This is a genomic window from Streptomyces sp. DSM 42067, assembly GCF_055792885.1.
Window position 1 is genome coordinate 4,072,667 of the sequence record NZ_CM147706.1, and the last position, 16,520, is coordinate 4,089,186.

Consider the following 16,520-nt stretch of genomic DNA (forward strand, 5'->3'; position numbering starts at 1 on the left):
GGGCGAGAGGGACGCGAGTACCGCATGACGGAGCTGGCCAAGGAGGCCGGCATCACGGTGCGAACCCTGCGCTTCTACCGCGAACGCAGGCTTCTCCCGCCACCGCGCCGCGAGGGCCGCATCGCCTGGTACGGCGAACACCACCTGGCCCGCCTCCGGACCATCTCCGCCCTGCTGGAACGCGGCCACACGCTCAACGGCATCGCCGAACTCGCCGAGGCCTTCGACCAAGGCCGCGACGTGGGCGAACTCCTCGGATTCGACGCCCCGTCGGAGGAGACCCCGGTCCGCCTCTCCCCCGAGAAACTGGCCGACCACTTCGCGGGCGAGGTCACCCCGGAGAACCTCGCCGCCGCCCTGGAGCTCGGCTACCTGGGCATCGACGGCGGCGAGATCGTGCACGTCAGCCGCCGCCTGCTGGACGTGTCGTCGGCGATGGTCCGCGAGGGCATCCCCCTGGCCGCCGTCCTGGAAGCGGGCCGCCGCGTCCGCGAACACACGGACGCACTGGCAGAGATCTTCACCGAACTCGTCCTCACCCACGCCTCACCGGAGGACGTCCACCGACTGCGCCCGCTCGCGAAGAGCGTGGTGGAGGCGGAGCTGTCGATGGCGCTGGACCGGAGGCTGGCGGCCGGTCAGAACACGCAGCCCGACGAGGAGAAGAAAGCCGGCTCGGGCTAGGCCATAGTCACATCTCGTACACCGCGGTCACCGGCGCATGGTCCGACCATCGCTGGTCATAGCTGGCCGCACGCTCGACGAAAGCCTTGACCGCCCGCCCGGCGAGCCCCGGGGTGGCGACGTGGTAGTCGATGCGCCATCCGCTGTCGGTGTCGAAAGCCTTGCCGCGGTACGACCACCACGAGTAGGGCCCCTCGACGTCCGGATGCAGCGCCCGTACGACGTCGACGTACCCGTCCTCGCCGAGGATCTGCCCCAGCCACTCCCGCTCCTCAGGCAGGAAGCCGGAGTTCTTGCGGTTGGCCTTCCAGTTCTTGAGGTCGGCCTCGCGGTGCGCGATGTTCCAGTCGCCGCACACGAGCACCTCGCGCCCGTCCGCGGCGGAACGCTCCTTCAGCGCCTTCAGATACGCACGGAACTCCCCCATGAACCGGATCTTCTCGTCCTGCCGCTCCGTGCCCACCTCGCCCGACGGCAGATACAGACTGGCGACCGTGACGCCCGGCAGATCCACCTCGACGTACCGACCACTGGCGTCGAACTCGCTCGACCCGAAGCCGGTCTGGACGCGCTCCGGTTCGCGGCGTGTGTAGAGGGAGACGCCCGCGCGCCCCTTCGCGGCGGCCGGTGCATGGACGACATGCCATCCGTCCGGTTCGCGCACCTCGTCGGGGAGCTGCTGGGGCTCGGCCCGCACCTCCTGCAGGCAGAGCACATCGGCGGAGGTGTCGGCGAGCCACTCCACGAAGCCCTTCTTGGCGGCCGCGCGCAGCCCGTTCACATTCACGGTCGTCACTGTGAGCACCCCGGCACGATACCGGCACACTGGTTGAAGCAGGGACGGGCGTCGACGCATAGATGTACCATGTTCCGCATGAATATCCGCTGCGTCTCCTTCGACCACCCCGACGCCGTCAAGCTCAACGACCGGGTCCAGCTCGAATACGCAGAGCGCTACCAGGACGAGGGCGACGTCACACCGCTCGACGCCGCGATGTTCAAGCCGCCGCTCGGGCTGTACCTCATCGCGTACGACGAGTTCGGCACCCCTCTCGCGACCGGCGGCTGGCGCACGCAGGATCTGAACGACGCGGGCTACTCGGACGGCGACGCCGAGCTCAAGCGCATGTACGTCGTCCCGGAGGCCCGCGGCCTGGGCCTCGCCCGCCGCATCCTCGCCGCCCTCGAGGAGGATGCGCGCCAGGCCGGCCGCGTCCGCATGGTCCTGGAGACCGGCACCAAGCAGCCGGAGGCGATCAGCCTGTACACATCGAGCGGCTACGAGCCCTGCTCCAAGTTCGGCCACTACCGCTTCGAGGAACTGAGCCGCTGCTTCGCCAAGCCCCTGACACGCTGACGGCACCGCTCCCCGCCGCGCTGGGCGGCCGCGGGGCGGGCGGAAGAGGCGTGGTGTGCGGAGCCGGGGACGGCTACGGGGTGCCGAACGTCGTCGGCGTGAACGACTTCAGGTCACTGCCAGAAGATCTCTTCCACGATGATCTGCGGATCTTCGGTGCGCCGTACGAATGTGTACCTCATCCAGCCGTGTCCGTTGTCGAAGAAGAAAATGCGGGCACCCTTCGGTTCGCTGGACCGTACCGGCCGGACCTTCATGCCATCGGGAAGGTCCGCATCGGTGTCGATACCCCGGAAATAGGGGTCCTTCGCCGTAACCAGCTCGGCGCGCACGGCATCGACCATTTTCCGCACGTACTCGGGTAGCGCGTCGCGGGCGGCCTGGGCTTTGAGAATCCAGTCCATCTGCCAGGGCGGGCCCATGAACCCGTCGTCGGTCACTGACCGGGCTCCAGCCGTCGAACGTGGTATCGGATGTGGGATGCCTCTTCGAGGAGCGCCTTGGCCTCAGCGATGTCGGTGGACTCGGCCGCGCGGTGTTCGAGGCCGGTCACATGAGCGTCGAGCTTCGGATCGCGGGCGATCGCGTACTCACCCCACCAGCGGGCCATGAACGCGGGCACGGTACTGATGTCGTACGCGTCGGCAACGGCCCACTTCCAGTGCTCGTCGAAGTCAGGAAGGAGGTGGGGAGCGTGCTGGGCGATCGCCCCGCGCAGCGCCTTCGGGTTCCGCTCGGGCATGGGGGGGATGACCGGTGTGGGTTCCGCAGCCTGGACGGTCATGACCGGTGTACTCCTTTGTGCTCTTTCGGCGCGCCGTGTCTACGACCATAGCCCGCCCCACCAGCCCGGCGTGAGCTATTGGGTGGGACGGGTTCCCGCTTCTGGACAACCCGGAGGGGCTTGGCAACAGGCCCCTGGGACGCCGAGTCCGCGGGATCCCGGCCGGTCGGCGCGGCCACGGCCGGAACGGGAGCCCCAAGGGGTAGGTGCCGGATATGCGTCGCGGGTCTCGGCATCCCCGGCGTCCTTGATGGGCGGTACGAGAAGGCGCATGCCGCGCGACTCGGCGACGCGTAGGGCATCGCCGAGGCACTCGGTGAGCCGGATGGCGGCGTACCGCACCTCGACATACGGGGACATGGGGTCGTCCAGCACCTGCCGGGCGTGGCCGAGCACGTCCGCGGCCACAGCCAGCTGCGCGGCTTCCATGTCGTCCGCCAGACGAGTCAGGTACCCGTTCTCGCCGCCCGGTACGAGGTAGCACGGCTTGCCCTCCGGGGATGACCACGGCAGCAGCCGCAGCGTGGTGGCTGGCTCCATCAGGCAGCCACCTCCCCCGCGCCGACCAGGTGCTGGTCGAGATCGATCCCGAGGTCGGCGGCCAGTACGAGGGCGAGGCGGCGGCGCCGCTGACGTGCTCGTTCCTGACCGTGCGCGGTGACGGCGGTGAGGTACGGGCGCACCAGTCGGGCTGCCGCGCCCTCAAGTGGGAGGTCGAGACCGTACGGGGAGCGGTGGAGCGGGAGGCGTACGGGGTGGGGTACGGCGGCGGCGTGGGGCGTGGGCGGCTGTTGGGCGGGGGGTGTGGGGGCGGCGTGGGTACCTGCGCGGTGCCTGCCCGTGCCGGGGGCGAGTAGGAGGGTCAGCCAATGGGCGATACGGCGGATAAGGTTGCGCACGTCGGTCTGCTCCGTTCAGATCGGCCGCGCCCCGGGAGGTCTGATCCACCTCGCCGGGGTCTTTATTGTTTCGACCATACCCGGAACTGCGTCCCTCTGCACCCCTCTTCGTCCCACCGCGTTCCGACGCGTCGGGACGCGTTCTGCCTCTGCGGTGTGCGTGGGGGTGCATCACCGTGGAAGGATGACTGATCTCCCGCGCTACGAGTACGTGAAGCTTGCGGACGCCATCGCCGCCGACATCGCGTCCGGCAAGCTGCCGCAAGGAGCCGCGCTGCCGGGTGAGCGGGCCATGACGGAACTGCACGGCGTGAGCATCGGCACCGTGCGTCGCGCCATCGTGGAGCTTCGAAAGCGGGGGCTTGTCGCAACCCTGCCCGCCAAGGGGACGTACGTCATCGGAGCACCCGAGCCGCCCACTGACACGGCCCAGGAGGACGGGACCGCCGACTGACGGCCCCGTCGCAAACCTTCGTCGGCCTCCGAGAGGTGGCGTTCGGCGGAGCCTCAGTTCAGCGCGGTCTGGAACTCGCGGGCGGGTTGTCGCCCCACTCCTCGTCGTACCACTGGTGGACCCAGGGCGTGATCTCCCGCAGTCCGGCCAGCAGCCGGACGAAGCGCGACTCCTCCCCCTCCCAACCGTCCTGCGACGCAAGGCCATTGACGCCGCGCTGCACGCAGACGTGCGTACTTCATCGCGCCTGAAACGACGAGACGGTGACTGTCGAACCCGGATCTCGTGAACCGTTACCGGGCTAACCCGCGAATAACGGCCCATTGTTGTGGACCTGAGGGGATTTGAACCCCTGGCCCCTCGATGCGAACTACGGGTGGGATGGTCGCTGAGGTCTGCCGGGCTGGTCGGGCGGTCGCTTGGGGCTGGCGGGGGTCGGGGGCGGTCGCTGGAGTTGCTGTACTTCGCTGCTGCACAGCAGGAGAAGTCGCCCGGACGCCCGTGCCACGTGCGGTTCACGTCCGATTCGTTCTAGACCACGGCGGGAACCTTCGCTATCCATGGCGCCATGACCGACGCTACCTTCATCTCGGGCCGCGAATTCATCCGTCGCGAAGGGCGACTTCTCGAACGACGGCTGTTCACCACCCTCTTCGAGGGCGCCCACCCTTCCGGCGTCATAGACGCGTTGCGCGGCTATCAGAACCCCGACGGCGGGTTCGCACACGCCCTGGAGCCCGACAAACTCTGCCCCGCGAGCCTGCCCATCGACGTCGAGATCGCCTTCCAAACTCTGGCCGACGCCGGCACCACCGACGAGCAGATGGTCCAGCGGGCGTGCGACTGGCTCCAGTCGGTCGCCGCCCCGGACGGGGCCGTCGCCCTGGCCTCACCGGTGATCGAGCAGTACCCCAGGGCCGAGCACTGGAGCGACTGGACCTACACTCCGGGGCTCAATCCGACCGCCGGGCTGGCTGGCAGACTGCATCAACTGGGCGTCGACCATCCCTGGCTGACCACCGCCACCGCGTGGTGCTGGTCGGCACTGGAGGCCGGTTTGCCCGAGGACGCCCACGCCATGTCCGAGGCCCTGGTTTTCCTCGAACACGTCCCCGATCGCCCCCGGGCCGAAGCCCTGGCTGCCCGGATCGGTGAGTGCCTGCCCAAGCTGTCGCACTACCGGGCTGATCCCGCCGATCCCACCTACGGCATTACCCCCCTGCACCTTGCCCCCACTCCGGACAGCTTCTGGCGTCGGCTGTTCACCGACAACCTGATCGAAGGCCACCTCGAGCGGCTCCGCCGCGACCAACAGCCTGACGGTGGCTGGCCCATCACCTGGCAACCGCCGAGTAGCGCCTCAACCCTGGCCTTCCGAGGCATGGAAACCCTCCGCGCGCTACGGGTCCTGTCTGCATACCGCGGCTGAACCTCGAACGCGCCGCGTAGAGGCGGATCGGCAAGCTCCGAGCTGGATGAGGTTGCTGCCTCAGGTGACGAGCAGGCTTGAAAACCGTCGTGGCGCAAGCCACCGTGGGTTCAAATCCCACACCCACCGCCAGGTGAAACCACCCCTGACCAGGAAAAACGGTCAGGGGTCGTTCTGCTGCTCAATGCCCGCGCGTCACCGTTGTTCCCCGGTGGTTCCCGCTCGATCGGGCACGGTTGGGGCACGGCCGCACGTTGCGGGACGCGATGAGTGCCGAGAGTGCTCAGGTCAACAGCTGAACCACGTCAGCAAGGCTTCTGACATCCCAGGTGGGTCGTTGGGGCGGGAGCGGGCGTGCCTTGCGGTTGACCCAGGCCACCGGGATCCCGAGGCGGGAAGCGCCGATAACATCGCTGGTTGCCGAGTCGCCGACGTGCAGCACCTCGTGCGCTGCCAACCCCAGCAATTCCAGGGCGGCGGTGAACATCTCTGGCCGCGGCTTATAGGAGCATGCATCTTCACTGGTCACCACATGGCGGACCCGGGCGGTCAGGCCGTTGTGGGCCAAGGCTGCGTCCAGGTCGGCCCGGTCGATGTTCGACACGACGCAGACAGGCAGGGGCGTGGCCAACAGCTCCACCGCGTCCGGGAAGAGCTGCGGGGCCTGCCAATAGGCGAACTGTGCGGTGAGCAGGGCGTCCGCGTCGCAGGCCGCTCGGAAATCGTCGATTGTGGCCGTCAGCGACGCCCTGGCGATGTCGCGCTGGGTGAGGAAGGCCGGGCCCACAGCGTTGTCCGACACCGAGCAGAACCGCGCCCACCAGGCATGGGAGATCTCCGCAGGACTGACAGCGCCGGGATCCGGCGTGTGCTGGTGGACGCTCTCGCAGATCGCTCTGACGATCGCGTCGTCCTCATGGACCAGCGTTCCGTAGAAGTCGAGCAGCAGGGCCCTGGGCTTCACCATGCCGGGGACAGTACGACAGCCGGTTCGCCCGCGCACAACCTGGGCTGGTTTTCGAAAAGGTCGGAGGAGCGACTTTGGGCTGGAGCTGCGCCGCTGCCAGGATGCGGCGGGCCAGAAGCTCACCGCCATCGAAGAGGTACAGCACCGGGTCGCCCTCGACACCGTCAGAGTCCACCCGTCGGGCACTTCGCAAGCTCGGCAAGCACCTAGGGAAGCAAGATTCAAAGTAGTTGCTGTACTTCGCTGCTGTAGGGCACGTCAAAGCCCCCGTCAGTGATCACCGACGGGGGCTTTGAGCTGCGTGGACCTGAGGGGATTTGAACCCCTGGCCCCCTCGATGCGAACGAGGTGCGCTACCGGACTGCGCCACAGGCCCTTGCAACGAGTGAAACTCTAGCATCCCGGTCCGGGTGCTTGGAAATCCGTTCCTGGCTGGTCAGCGGAGGCGGCCGAGCGGGCAGACAGACGAGCGCGGCGGCTCGCCCGTCGGCGGCGGCGCCTCACTCGTTGGCGGCCCGGGGCCGGTCCCCCTCCGCGTACTGGTCGAACAGCGGGGTACGGCCGCGCTCGCGGGAACGCCGTGCCGACGCCGCGCGGCGTGCGTCGCTGCGGTCGCCCGCGGCGGCGTCCTGCGGGTCTGCCCCCTCGTCCTGGCCCTCCGCCGCCGAGCCCGCCGGGGTGCGCTCCTGCGCGGCCGAGCCTCCGCTGCCGGCCGCGCCCGGCGCGGCGCGATCGCGATCCTCTCCGGACGCGGGACCCGCAGCCGGCTCAGCGGCGCTCGACCGCGCCGAACTCCATACGTCGGGCGCGCCCAGGTCGACACCGCCGGTGGCCCGCGGAGCGACCGGCGCCGTCACATACGTGGGCAGCGGCACGGGCACGGGCTCCCAGCTGTCGCCGTGACCCGGGCCGTGCTGCCGCTCGCGCTGCTGGTCGAGCCACTCCGCGTGGTCGGTCTGCTCGACGATGGCGCGGCGGTCGGCGGCGAGCGACGAGAGGTCGGTGCCGGTGGAGGGCGCCGTTTCCTCCTCCGTTTCGTCGCCGGCCGGGCCCTCCGCGGGCGGACGCCGACGCGGCTGCCGCTCCCGCTCACGCAGGCTCTGCGCCGCGGCTTCGGCCCGGCGCCGGTCCATGACGTAGGTGAAGCGATGCCGCTCCTGGGAACGCAGGTACGCGATGTAGCCGCTGAGCAGGAGGGCCGGTACGGCGGGCGCCCACAGGAACGCGAGCCCTCCGACCGCGGCGACGATCGCACCGAGCGAGAAGGCGAGGAAGAGGACCACCGTCGTACGGCGACGACGCGCAAGCACCTGTGAGCGCCGGGCGCGAGCGGCGGCGTCCCTCGTGGCGGCGCGACGCGCGGGCGAGGGCTGTTGCCGCGATGGCTGCCGCGCGGGCGAGGGGTCCGCGGGCTGGACCTTGGCGTGCACCTTCGGCGGCTGGGACCGTGCGTGGGCGTGCGCCTGGGGACGGCCCTGCGGCGGGACTCCCGGGCGCGCGGCCGCGTTTCCGTGCGCATCCCGCCGTGCGTCCTCGCGCTCGTCTCTTCGTACGCCCCGGCCGTCGCCTCGTACGTCCGGGCCGTCGCCGCGCCGTGCGTCCCTGCCCTGGTCGCGCCGAGCAGCGCGGGCCGCCTCGCGCGTCTCTCTGCGCGCCGGAGGCATGTCCTTGCGCGACGGAGAAGACGCGGAAGAGGGAGAAGACGGGGGCACGGCGAATGCCCGGACGTCCACCGAGTCGGTGACGCCGTCCGGGTCGGCGCGCGGATCAGGCCCTCCGGCCGAGCGCGCTTCCAGGTCCTTGGCGTATCGGCGCTCCATCCCCGCTCGTCCGGACAGCAGCCGGATGGCGGTGCTGAAGCGTTCCGTCGGACGGGCTTCGTTCAGCTCGTCCTGCCTACGGAGCCACATCGGCACCAAGTAGGCGGCCCAGGCCCCGACGATGACTGCGTAGATGAGGCCGCTGCTGCTCACGCCTCACACGGTAGAGGGGTTTGCGTGAGGCCATCTGCCAATTCGGCCGGTGTGTCGCACGATCTGGCTGATATTCCGACCTTTTTTTGCGACTCATGCGATCAGCGGTGCCACGGCGACGGGAAATTTAATGCCTTAGGCGATCGACCCGCGATCATTTTCGAACATTTATTTTATTCCGTATCGACGAGCGGCCCTCAGCAGGTGTTCTGCCCGGTCCATCAGACGGTGTTCTGCCCGCTGTTCCTGGCACGCGCCTGGTGCCAGCGCCGGAGCAGCCCCTCGGGAACCTCCTCGGCGGTGAGCGCGAAGACAAGATGATCGCGCCAGGCACCGTCGATGTGAAGATACCGTGGACGAAGTCCCTCGTCGCGGAATCCGAGTTTCTCCACGACCCGTCGGCTGGGCGCGTTCTCGGGGCGAATGCAGACTTCGATGCGGTGCAGGCCGACCGTGCGGAAGCAGTGGTCGACGGCGAGCGCCACGGCCGTCGGCATCACACCGCGGCCCGCGACCGCCTCGTCGACCCAGTAGCCGATATGGCCCGAGCACATCGAGCCCCAGGTGATTCCGGCGACCGTCAGCTGTCCGACGAGGCGGCCCTGGTACTCGATGACGAAGGGCAGCATGCGGCCCGCACCGGCCTCGGCACGGAGGTGACGGACCATCTGCCGGTAGGTAGGGCGATGCGCGATGGGGCCGCTCGGGGTGGGCGGCGGAATGGTCGCCTCCCAGGGGCGCAGCCAGTCCCGGTTGCGCCGGTTGACCTCGCGCCATGTCCGTTGGTCGCGCAGCTTTATGGGGCGGAGAGCGACGTCGCCGTCCGTGAGCACGACGGGCCAGGATGGGCTGTTCAGCTCGCACCCCCTGGGGGTACCTCCCAGGCCTGTGAGGCACTGGGGGAGGGTCTGGGGTGGTCGCCGCCGCGGATCTGGTCGACGGCGTGCACCAGGAGGGGCTCCAGGACGGCGAGGCCGTCCCGGACGCCGCCGGTGGAGCCGGGCAGGTTGACGATCAGCGTCCCCCCGCCGACCCCGGCCAGCCCCCGGGAGAGCACCGCCGTGGGCACCTTCACCTGTCCGAACGAGCGAATGGCCTCAGGAATGCCCGGCACCTCGTAGTCGATGACGCGCCGAGTGGCCTCCGGCGTGCGGTCGGTGGGCGAGATGCCGGTGCCACCCGTGGTGAGGATGACGTCGTACCCGGCCTCGACACCGGCCCGAAGCGCCTGCTCGACGGGGTCGCCGTCGGGCACCACCTGAGGGCCGTCGACGGCGAAGCCGAGCGCCTTCAGCGCCTCGGCGATCAAGGGCCCGCCCTTGTCGGCGTAGACCCCGGCCGCCGCGCGGTTCGACGCGGTGACCACGAGGGCACGGCGCGGTGCAGCCGCATCGCTGTGCGCGGGCACGTGCGCGTGCGAGTCGGCGGCGCTCATGCCTCGCCCCCCGCCCGGTGCCAGTTCCCGGACTTCCCGCCCGTCTTCTCCTCCACCCGTACGTCCGTGATGACGGCGCCCTTGTCGACGGCCTTGACCATGTCGATCACCGTGAGCGCCGCCACGGTGACGGCGGTGAGGGCCTCCATCTCGACGCCCGTGCGGTCCGTCGTCTTCACCGTGGCGGTGATCTCCACGGCGTCGTCGGCGACCGACAGGTCCACCTTGACGCCGGAGACGGCCAGCGGGTGGCACAGCGGGATCAGGTCCGGGGTGCGCTTGGCGCCCATGATGCCCGCGATACGGGCGGTCGCGAGGGCATCGCCCTTGGGGACGCCCTCCCCGCGCAGCAACTCGACCACGCGGGGCGCGACGAGAACGCGGCCGGTGGCGCGGGCGGTGCGCGCGGTCACGTCCTTGCCGGATACGTCGACCATGCGGGCGGCGCCCGCGTCGTCGATGTGCGTCAGCCGTTCCGGCTCCGGAGGTCCGGGGGTCTCCCCCCGGGAAAACACGGTCATTCGCTGTCGCGCTCCTGGTCAGGGCCGACGCCGGGCGCGCGGGCCTTGTGTGCGCGACAGGTTACTCCCGCCCGACCGGCCGATGCTCAGCCGAGCAGGACCACTTCGACCTCCGTGCCCGGCTCGACCGAGGTGGTGTCCTCGGGGACGACGATCAGCGCGTCCGCGTGCGCGAGGGCGGCGATGAGATGCGACCCCGCCCCGCCGACGGGCGTGACGGTGCCCGCCTCCGCGTCGTACCGCCCTCGCAGGAACTGTCGCTTGGCCGCGGGCGAGGAGAGCGCCTTGTCGGTCCCCAGGACCGCCCGTGCGGTCGGCCGGTGGACGTCCGCGAGCCCCATCAGCGTGCGGATCGCGGGGCGCACGAACAGCTCGAACGAGACGTACGACGAGACGGGGTTGCCGGGCAGGGCGAGCAGCGGGGTGTGCTCGGGGCCGATGGAGCCGAAGCCCTGGGGCTTGCCCGGCTGCATGGCGAGCTTGCGGAACTCGATGCCGCTGCCGGCCTCGTCCTCGTCGCCGACGTAGGACAGGGCCTCCTTGACGACGTCGTACGCACCGACGCTGACGCCGCCCGTGGTGACGATCAGGTCGGCGCGGATCAGCTGGTCCTCGATGGTGGCGCGCAGGGTGTCGGCGTCGTCGGCCACGGCGCCCACGCGGTAGGCGATCGCTCCGGCGTCGCGGGCGGCCGCGGTCAGCGCGAAGCTGTTGGAGTCGTAGATCTGGCCGTCGTCCAACTTCTCGCCGGGCTGGACTAGTTCGCTGCCGGTGGACAGGACGACGACGCGCGGGCGCGGGCGTACCCGGACGGTGCCCCGGCCGATGGCGGCGAGCAGGGCGATCTGCGGCGGGCCGAGAACCGTGCCCGCCTCCAGTGCGCGCTCTCCGGCCTTGACGTCGCTGCCTTTCGCGCGCACGTGCGCGCGTGCCTCCGCCGGGCGGTACACATGGACCCGACCGTGGGCCCCCTCCGGGGCGGCGCTGTGGGCGCGCATGCCGGAGACGGGGCCCGCGCCCAGTCCGCCGTCGGTCCACTCGACGGGGACGACGGTCTCGGCGCCGGGCGGCAGCGGGGCGCCGGTCATGATGCGGGCGGCCTGGCCGGGCCCGACCGCGGGCTGCGCGGCCTGGCCCGCGGCGACGTCGCCGACGACCGTCAGCACCGCGGGGAACTCCTCGCTCGCACCCGACACGTCGGCGACCCGGACCGCGTACCCGTCCATCGAGCTGTTGTCGAAGGGCGGCAGGGACACCGGCACCGTGACGTCCTCGACGAGGACGCAGCCCTGGGCGTCGAGCAGATGCAGCTCGATGGGCTCCAGGGGCCGGACGGTCGCGAGGATGTCCTCCAGGTGCTCGGTCACCGACCAGATGTGGTCCTGGCCGGTGACGCGGGTCGCGGCGTTGCTCAAATTGCTACATCTCCTCGGTGACGTAACTGCGAAGCCAGGTCCGGAAGTCCGGGCCCAGGTCTTCACGTTCGCACGCGAGTCTGACAATGGCACGCAGATAGTCGCCACGATCGCCGGTGTCATAGCGGCGGCCCTTGAAGACCACGCCGTGCACGGGGCCGCCGGCCCCGCTCCCGTCGGTGCCGCGGTGTTCCTCGGCCAGCTTCTGCAGGGCGTCGGTGATCTGGATCTCGCCGCCGCGGCCCGGCTCCGTCTTGCGGAGTATCTCGAAGACGTGCGGGTCGAGGACGTAGCGCCCGATGATCGCGTAGTTGCTGGGGGCGTCCGCCGCGTCGGGCTTCTCGACCAGGCCGGTGACCTCGACGACGTCGCTGTCCTCGGTGGGCTCCACGGCCGCGCAGCCGTAGAGGTGGATCTGGGCCGGGTCGACCTCCATGAGCGCGATGACGCTGCCGCCGCGCTGCTCCTGGACCTCGATCATGCGCGCGAGCAGGGGGTCGCGCGGATCGATCAGGTCGTCGCCGAGGAGGACCGCGAAGGGCTCGTGGCCGACGTGCGGCGCGGCGCACAGGATGGCGTGGCCGAGACCCTTGGGGTCGCCCTGGCGTACGTAGTGCATCGTCGCGAGGTCGCTGGATTCCTGGACCTTGGCGAGCCGGTCGCCGTCGCCCTTCTTCTGCAGGGCGGATTCCAGCTCGTAATTGCGGTCGAAATGGTCCTCCAGGGGGCGCTTGTTGCGGCCCGTGATCATGAGGACGTCGTCGAGGCCGGCGGACACGGCTTCCTCGACCACGTACTGGATCGCGGGCTTGTCGACGACCGGCAGCATCTCCTTGGGAGTGGCCTTGGTGGCCGGCAGGAACCGGGTGCCGAGGCCTGCTGCGGGAATGACAGCCTTGCTGATCCTTGGATGCGACGACTCAGTCATGTCCGCAACCATAACCGGTGCCAATGTGCGGAATCTGTGGGTCCGGTCAATTCGCTCTCATATGAGCCGAATATGAGGAGTTATGAGAACACCATGAATCACGCCACGAGCGGCACCGAGCCTGGCAAGCGAATGTTGCGGCGGGGATTCGTCTCGGTGAGAAGCCGGTTGACAGAGGATGACGTGCGGGAGGCGGCGGCGGTTCTCGCCGACCGGGCCCTGGAGTTGCCGGAGCTCTCAGGTGCCCGCACGGTCGCGGCCTATGTCTCGATGGGCAGGGAGCCGGGCACGCGCGCGTTGCTCGACGCACTGCACGCACGCGGGGTGCGCGTCCTGCTGCCGGTGCTGCTGGCCGACAACGACCTCGACTGGGGGGCGTACGGGGGCGAGGACTCGCTCGTCGGCGTCCGGCACCCGGGGAAGATCGAACTCCTTGAGCCGGCGGGCGCACGGCTCGGACCGGACGCCGTCCTGGAGGCGGACGCCGTCCTGCTGCCGGGGCTCGCCGTGGATGCGCGCGGGATGCGGCTGGGGCGCGGCGGAGGCTCGTACGACCGGGTGCTCGCGCGCCTGGAGCGGGCGGGCGTGAATCCGGCGCTGGTGGTGCTGCTGTACGACAGCGAGGTCGTCGAGCGCGTGCCCGAGGAGTCGCACGACCGGCCGGTGCATGCCGTGGTGACGCCTTCGGGAGTACGCCGCTTCCGCTGATCCCGGCCCCCCTCGTATGCGAAGGGCCCCGCACGCGTGCGTGCGGGGCCACTTCAGCGGAGCCGGACCGTCAGGGCCGCAGCACCAGGGTGTCCTCCGTGGCGGCGCCGACCGACTTCTCCGAGAAGACCCACGGCAGGAGTTCGCCCTCGGCCCACTTGTCCGTCTGGTCGGTGTAGTGCGCGCTGTAGGTGTGTCCCGAAGCACCGGTGAGGTTGATCCACCTGGACTTGTCGAGGTCCCCGAGGTTCACCACCATCCGCATCGACGGCACCCAGATCACTCCGTAGCCGCCCGCCGCGTTCCAGCCGGTGGCGTCGACCGCTGCCTCGCCGCCGCTGAGCTTCCACGGGCCGCGGTTCAGCACGTACTGCAGGAAGCCCGGGCCTTCGGTGCCCAGCGTCTGGTTCTTCAGGAACAGCCGGTGCAGGCGGCCCCAGCTCCAGGTGTCGATGTCCTTGCCGAGCTTGGCCGTCAGCTCCCAGCGGGCGTCCTGCAGGGCCCGCGCGAACAGCTCGTCACGGTTCGTCGCCGCGGGCTCGGTCCGCGTCTTCGGAGCCGTCCACCAGTCGTTGTCCTCGTCCTCGAGGATTCCCCGGACCACCTCGTACCAGCGGTCGCCGCCGTCCGGCTGCGCCGAGTCCGCGTCGCGCTGACCGCACTCGCGCACCTTGCGGTCCTCGTCGACCGGGCCGGTGTTGTCCGCCGGTTCGACGCTCAGGCACTGGCCCTCGACGCGCAGCTCCATGGGGAGCTTGTTGCCGAAGGCGAGCTTGAGGATGTTGCGCCAGACCGCGTTGAAGTACGCGGCCGCCGCCGAGTCGGCGTCCTGGGTGTAGTCCCAGCCCTCCAGCAGCTTCTGCGCCTCACGGACGTACGGGTCGGAGACGTCGATCTTGAGCAGCTTGGGCACGAGCAGCCGGGCGATCTCGCTGCTGTTGTCCGTCTGCATCTGGCGCATGTCCTCGGTGGAGATCTTGCCGCCGTTCTTGATCTTCGACTGGATGAGGTCGTTGATCCGCTGGCTGCGCGCGCCGTAGCCCCAGTCCGCCGTGAGCGCGTACGGGTACTTGGCCTGGTCTATGACGGCCTGGTTGGCGGTCACGATGTAGCCGCGCTTGGGGTTGTACTCGTACGGCAGGGCGGACTGCGGGATGTAGCCCGTCCAGCGGTACTTCGAGTCCCAGCCCGGGGCGGGCAGGGAACCGTCGTAACCGGAGCCGCGCGTCGGGATCTTGCCGGGCGCCTGGTAGCCGATGTTGCCCGCGGTGTCCGCGTAGATGAGGTTCTGCGAGGGCACGTCGAAGTCGGCGGCGGCCTTGCGGAACTCGGTCCAGTTGGCCGCCTTGTTCAGCTCGAACACGGCGTCCATGGAGTTGCCGGGCGTCAGCGCGGTCCAGCGCAGCGACACGCCGTAGCCGTCGCCGCGGTCGGGTGCCGCCGCGTCGACGGTGGCCTTCTGGCCGACCTTGACCAGTTCGTCGTCGCGGTCGGACAGCAGCGGCCCGTTGTCGGTCTCCCGCACCGTGATCGTCTTGCTCGTGCCGCCCGCGACCTTGATGGTCTCCTTGCGGGTCTTGAAGGGCTTCACCTTGCCGTCGTACTGGTAGCCGTCGCCGGTGAACTTCTCCAGGTACAGGTCCGTGACGTCCGCGCCCAGGTTGGTCATGCCCCACGCGATGTCCTGGTTGTGGCCGATGACCACGCCGGGCATGCCGGAGAACGTGTAGCCGGAGACGTCGTACCGGCAGGTGTCGGAGATGCCCCGGCAGTGCAGGCCCATCTGGTACCAGATCGACGGCAGCTGGGGCGCCAGGTGCGGGTCGTTGGCGAGCAGCGGCTTGCCGGTGATGGTGTGGGCGCCGGAGACCACCCAGGAGTTGGAACCGATGCCGTTGCCGTTCGGCCCGAAGACCGACGGCACCTCGTCCAGGACGTCGGAGATCGCCGACAGCTGGGTCCCCACCCCCGACGGGGCGGTGGTGCCGCCCGCGAGCCCCGTGCCGGCGGTGGTGCCGGACTGCGTCTGCGTCTGTGTCTGCGTGCTCGCCGAGCTCCCCGGCCCGTACGTCTTGGTGGCGGCGTTGTACGCGCCCTCCTGCACGATCGGCTCGTTCCGGTCGTACGGGTATGCGGGGTACAGGTCCTTGATCTGGGACGGGCCGAGGCGGCTCGTCATCAGCGAGCGGTCGATCTCGTCCTGCATGTTGCCGCGCAGATCCCAGGCCATGGCCTTGAGCCAGGCCACCGAGTCGACCGGCGACCACTTCTCCGGCTTGTAGTCGTTGGTGAAGCCGAGCGCCGCGTACTCGACGGAGAGATCCTCGCCGTCCTTGCCCTCGAGGTAGGCGTTGACGCCCTTGGCGTATGCCTGGAGGTACTTCTTGGTCTCCGCCGAGAGCTTGGTCTTGTACTCCTCCTCCGCCACCCGGCGCCAGCCGAGGGTGCGCAGGAACTCGTCCGTCTTGACCTGGCTCTTGCCGAACATCTCCGAGAGGCGGCCGGAGGTCATGTGACGGCGTACGTCCATCTCCCAGAACCGGTCCTGCGCCTGCACATAGCCCTGGGCCATGAACAGGTCGTCGTCGGACGAGGCGTAGATCTGCGGGATCCCGTAGCTGTCGCGCTTCACGTCCACCGGTCCGGAGAGACCGTCGAGCTTGATCGACCCCTTCGTCTGCGGGAGGGAGGCGCGGACCGTGCTGACGCCCCAATACGCGCCGCAGCCCGCGCCCGCGATGACGGCAAGAACCAGGACGATCACGATCAATCGGGCGCGGCGGCCCTTCTTCCTGCCGGACTTGCCGGGCTCCTGACCGGAAGAGGCGGTGTGATTCGAGGGCATCGCTGTCCTTGCTGTCCTTCGCGAGCGGCAGAACGGGCTGTGCGGATGTGTGAGCGCTGGAGCAACCATAGGCGCAGGACACTTCCGCCCCGGACGCAAGGTCAGGAAGCGGGGGCGACCT

At 69.8% G+C, this 16,520-nt stretch carries 19 protein-coding genes and 1 tRNA gene; 5 read left to right on the plus strand and 15 right to left on the minus strand.

Annotated features, from left to right (window positions below; all coding sequences use genetic code 11):
- The first annotated feature begins 24 nt into the window (after nt 1–24).
- Nucleotides 25–684: a MerR family transcriptional regulator gene (locus ACSMXV_RS18665; RefSeq protein ID WP_473178994.1), complete on the plus strand. Its 660-nt coding sequence runs from the start codon at nt 25–27 to the stop codon at nt 682–684.
- A 7-nt stretch (nt 685–691) separates the two neighbouring features.
- Here the strand turns inward: ACSMXV_RS18665 and ACSMXV_RS18670 are convergent, their stop codons facing one another.
- Nucleotides 692–1,489 (minus strand): exodeoxyribonuclease III, encoded by a 798-nt coding sequence (locus ACSMXV_RS18670; RefSeq protein WP_473178695.1) that lies wholly within the window; start codon nt 1,487–1,489, stop codon nt 692–694.
- Nucleotides 1,490–1,558: 69 nt separating this feature from the next.
- On the opposite strand from ACSMXV_RS18670, the gene ACSMXV_RS18675 reads away from it, so the two are divergent.
- Nucleotides 1,559–2,041, plus strand: coding sequence for a GNAT family N-acetyltransferase (locus ACSMXV_RS18675; RefSeq protein WP_473178696.1), 483 nt, complete (start codon nt 1,559–1,561; stop codon nt 2,039–2,041).
- Between the two features lie 113 nt (nt 2,042–2,154).
- On the opposite strand, the gene ACSMXV_RS18680 is transcribed toward ACSMXV_RS18675, so the two are convergent.
- The 4 genes from ACSMXV_RS18680 to ACSMXV_RS18695 form a co-directional block, all read right to left on the minus strand.
- Nucleotides 2,155–2,481, minus strand: a complete 327-nt coding sequence (locus ACSMXV_RS18680; protein WP_473178697.1) for a hypothetical protein — start codon at nt 2,479–2,481, stop codon at nt 2,155–2,157.
- Complete coding sequence (locus ACSMXV_RS18685) at nt 2,478–2,825, minus strand: hypothetical protein (RefSeq protein WP_473178698.1); 348 nt, start codon at nt 2,823–2,825, stop codon at nt 2,478–2,480. The genes ACSMXV_RS18680 and ACSMXV_RS18685 overlap by 4 nt, the downstream gene beginning before the upstream one ends.
- A gap of 75 nt (nt 2,826–2,900) precedes the next feature.
- Nucleotides 2,901–3,365 (minus strand): hypothetical protein, encoded by a 465-nt coding sequence (locus ACSMXV_RS18690; protein ID WP_473178699.1) that lies wholly within the window; start codon nt 3,363–3,365, stop codon nt 2,901–2,903.
- On the minus strand, nt 3,365–3,724 hold the full coding sequence (locus tag ACSMXV_RS18695; protein WP_473178700.1) for a hypothetical protein: 360 nt from the start codon (nt 3,722–3,724) through the stop codon (nt 3,365–3,367). Before ACSMXV_RS18695 ends, ACSMXV_RS18690 begins: the two co-directional genes overlap by 1 nt.
- Nucleotides 3,725–3,908: 184 nt before the next feature.
- Here ACSMXV_RS18695 and ACSMXV_RS18700 point away from each other — a divergent pair, with 184 nt between their 5' ends.
- Nucleotides 3,909–4,178: a winged helix-turn-helix domain-containing protein gene (locus ACSMXV_RS18700; RefSeq protein WP_473178701.1), complete on the plus strand. Its 270-nt coding sequence runs from the start codon at nt 3,909–3,911 to the stop codon at nt 4,176–4,178.
- Between the two features lie 58 nt (nt 4,179–4,236).
- On the opposite strand, the gene ACSMXV_RS18705 is transcribed toward ACSMXV_RS18700, so the two are convergent.
- Nucleotides 4,237–4,401, minus strand: a complete 165-nt coding sequence (locus tag ACSMXV_RS18705) for a hypothetical protein (protein WP_473178702.1) — start codon at nt 4,399–4,401, stop codon at nt 4,237–4,239.
- A gap of 345 nt (nt 4,402–4,746) precedes the next feature.
- Between ACSMXV_RS18705 and ACSMXV_RS18710 the strand changes: the two genes are divergently transcribed.
- A complete protein-coding gene (locus tag ACSMXV_RS18710) occupies nt 4,747–5,607 on the plus strand; it encodes a hypothetical protein (RefSeq protein WP_473178703.1) in 861 nt (286 codons plus the stop codon).
- Nucleotides 5,608–5,890: 283 nt separating this feature from the next.
- Here the strand turns inward: ACSMXV_RS18710 and ACSMXV_RS18715 are convergent, their stop codons facing one another.
- From ACSMXV_RS18715 to galU, 8 genes are all read right to left on the minus strand, one after another.
- Nucleotides 5,891–6,574, minus strand: coding sequence for an HAD family hydrolase (locus tag ACSMXV_RS18715; protein WP_473178704.1), 684 nt, complete (start codon nt 6,572–6,574; stop codon nt 5,891–5,893).
- 302 nt (nt 6,575–6,876) lie between these two features.
- Nucleotides 6,877–6,950 (minus strand) — tRNA-Ala (locus ACSMXV_RS18720).
- Nucleotides 6,951–7,074: 124 nt separating this feature from the next.
- Nucleotides 7,075–8,547 (minus strand): divisome protein SepX/GlpR, encoded by a 1,473-nt coding sequence (sepX, locus tag ACSMXV_RS18725; RefSeq protein ID WP_473178705.1) that lies wholly within the window; start codon nt 8,545–8,547, stop codon nt 7,075–7,077.
- Between the two features lie 221 nt (nt 8,548–8,768).
- Nucleotides 8,769–9,380, minus strand: a complete 612-nt coding sequence (locus tag ACSMXV_RS18730; protein ID WP_473178706.1) for a GNAT family N-acetyltransferase — start codon at nt 9,378–9,380, stop codon at nt 8,769–8,771.
- A gap of 20 nt (nt 9,381–9,400) precedes the next feature.
- A complete protein-coding gene (locus ACSMXV_RS18735; protein WP_473178707.1) occupies nt 9,401–9,982 on the minus strand; it encodes a MogA/MoaB family molybdenum cofactor biosynthesis protein in 582 nt (193 codons plus the stop codon).
- Nucleotides 9,979–10,503, minus strand: coding sequence for a cyclic pyranopterin monophosphate synthase MoaC (gene moaC / locus ACSMXV_RS18740; RefSeq protein ID WP_473178708.1), 525 nt, complete (start codon nt 10,501–10,503; stop codon nt 9,979–9,981). Before moaC ends, ACSMXV_RS18735 begins: the two co-directional genes overlap by 4 nt.
- Before the next feature lie 86 nt (nt 10,504–10,589).
- Nucleotides 10,590–11,918 carry a molybdotransferase-like divisome protein Glp gene (glp, locus tag ACSMXV_RS18745; protein ID WP_473178709.1) on the minus strand — a complete coding sequence of 443 codons (1,329 nt, stop codon included), beginning with the start codon at nt 11,916–11,918 and terminating at the stop codon, nt 10,590–10,592.
- A 4-nt stretch (nt 11,919–11,922) separates the two neighbouring features.
- Entirely contained in the window at nt 11,923–12,846 is a 924-nt protein-coding gene (gene galU / locus ACSMXV_RS18750; RefSeq protein WP_473178710.1) for a UTP--glucose-1-phosphate uridylyltransferase GalU, read from the minus strand.
- A gap of 93 nt (nt 12,847–12,939) precedes the next feature.
- Between galU and ACSMXV_RS18755 the strand changes: the two genes are divergently transcribed.
- The gene (locus ACSMXV_RS18755; RefSeq protein WP_473178711.1) at nt 12,940–13,554 is read left to right on the plus strand and encodes a 5-formyltetrahydrofolate cyclo-ligase; all 615 of its coding nucleotides are present in this window, start codon (nt 12,940–12,942) and stop codon (nt 13,552–13,554) included.
- Between the two features lie 70 nt (nt 13,555–13,624).
- Here the strand turns inward: ACSMXV_RS18755 and ACSMXV_RS18760 are convergent, their stop codons facing one another.
- Complete coding sequence (locus tag ACSMXV_RS18760) at nt 13,625–16,399, minus strand: penicillin acylase family protein (RefSeq protein WP_473178712.1); 2,775 nt, start codon at nt 16,397–16,399, stop codon at nt 13,625–13,627.
- Between the last annotated feature and the right edge of the window lie 121 nt (nt 16,400–16,520).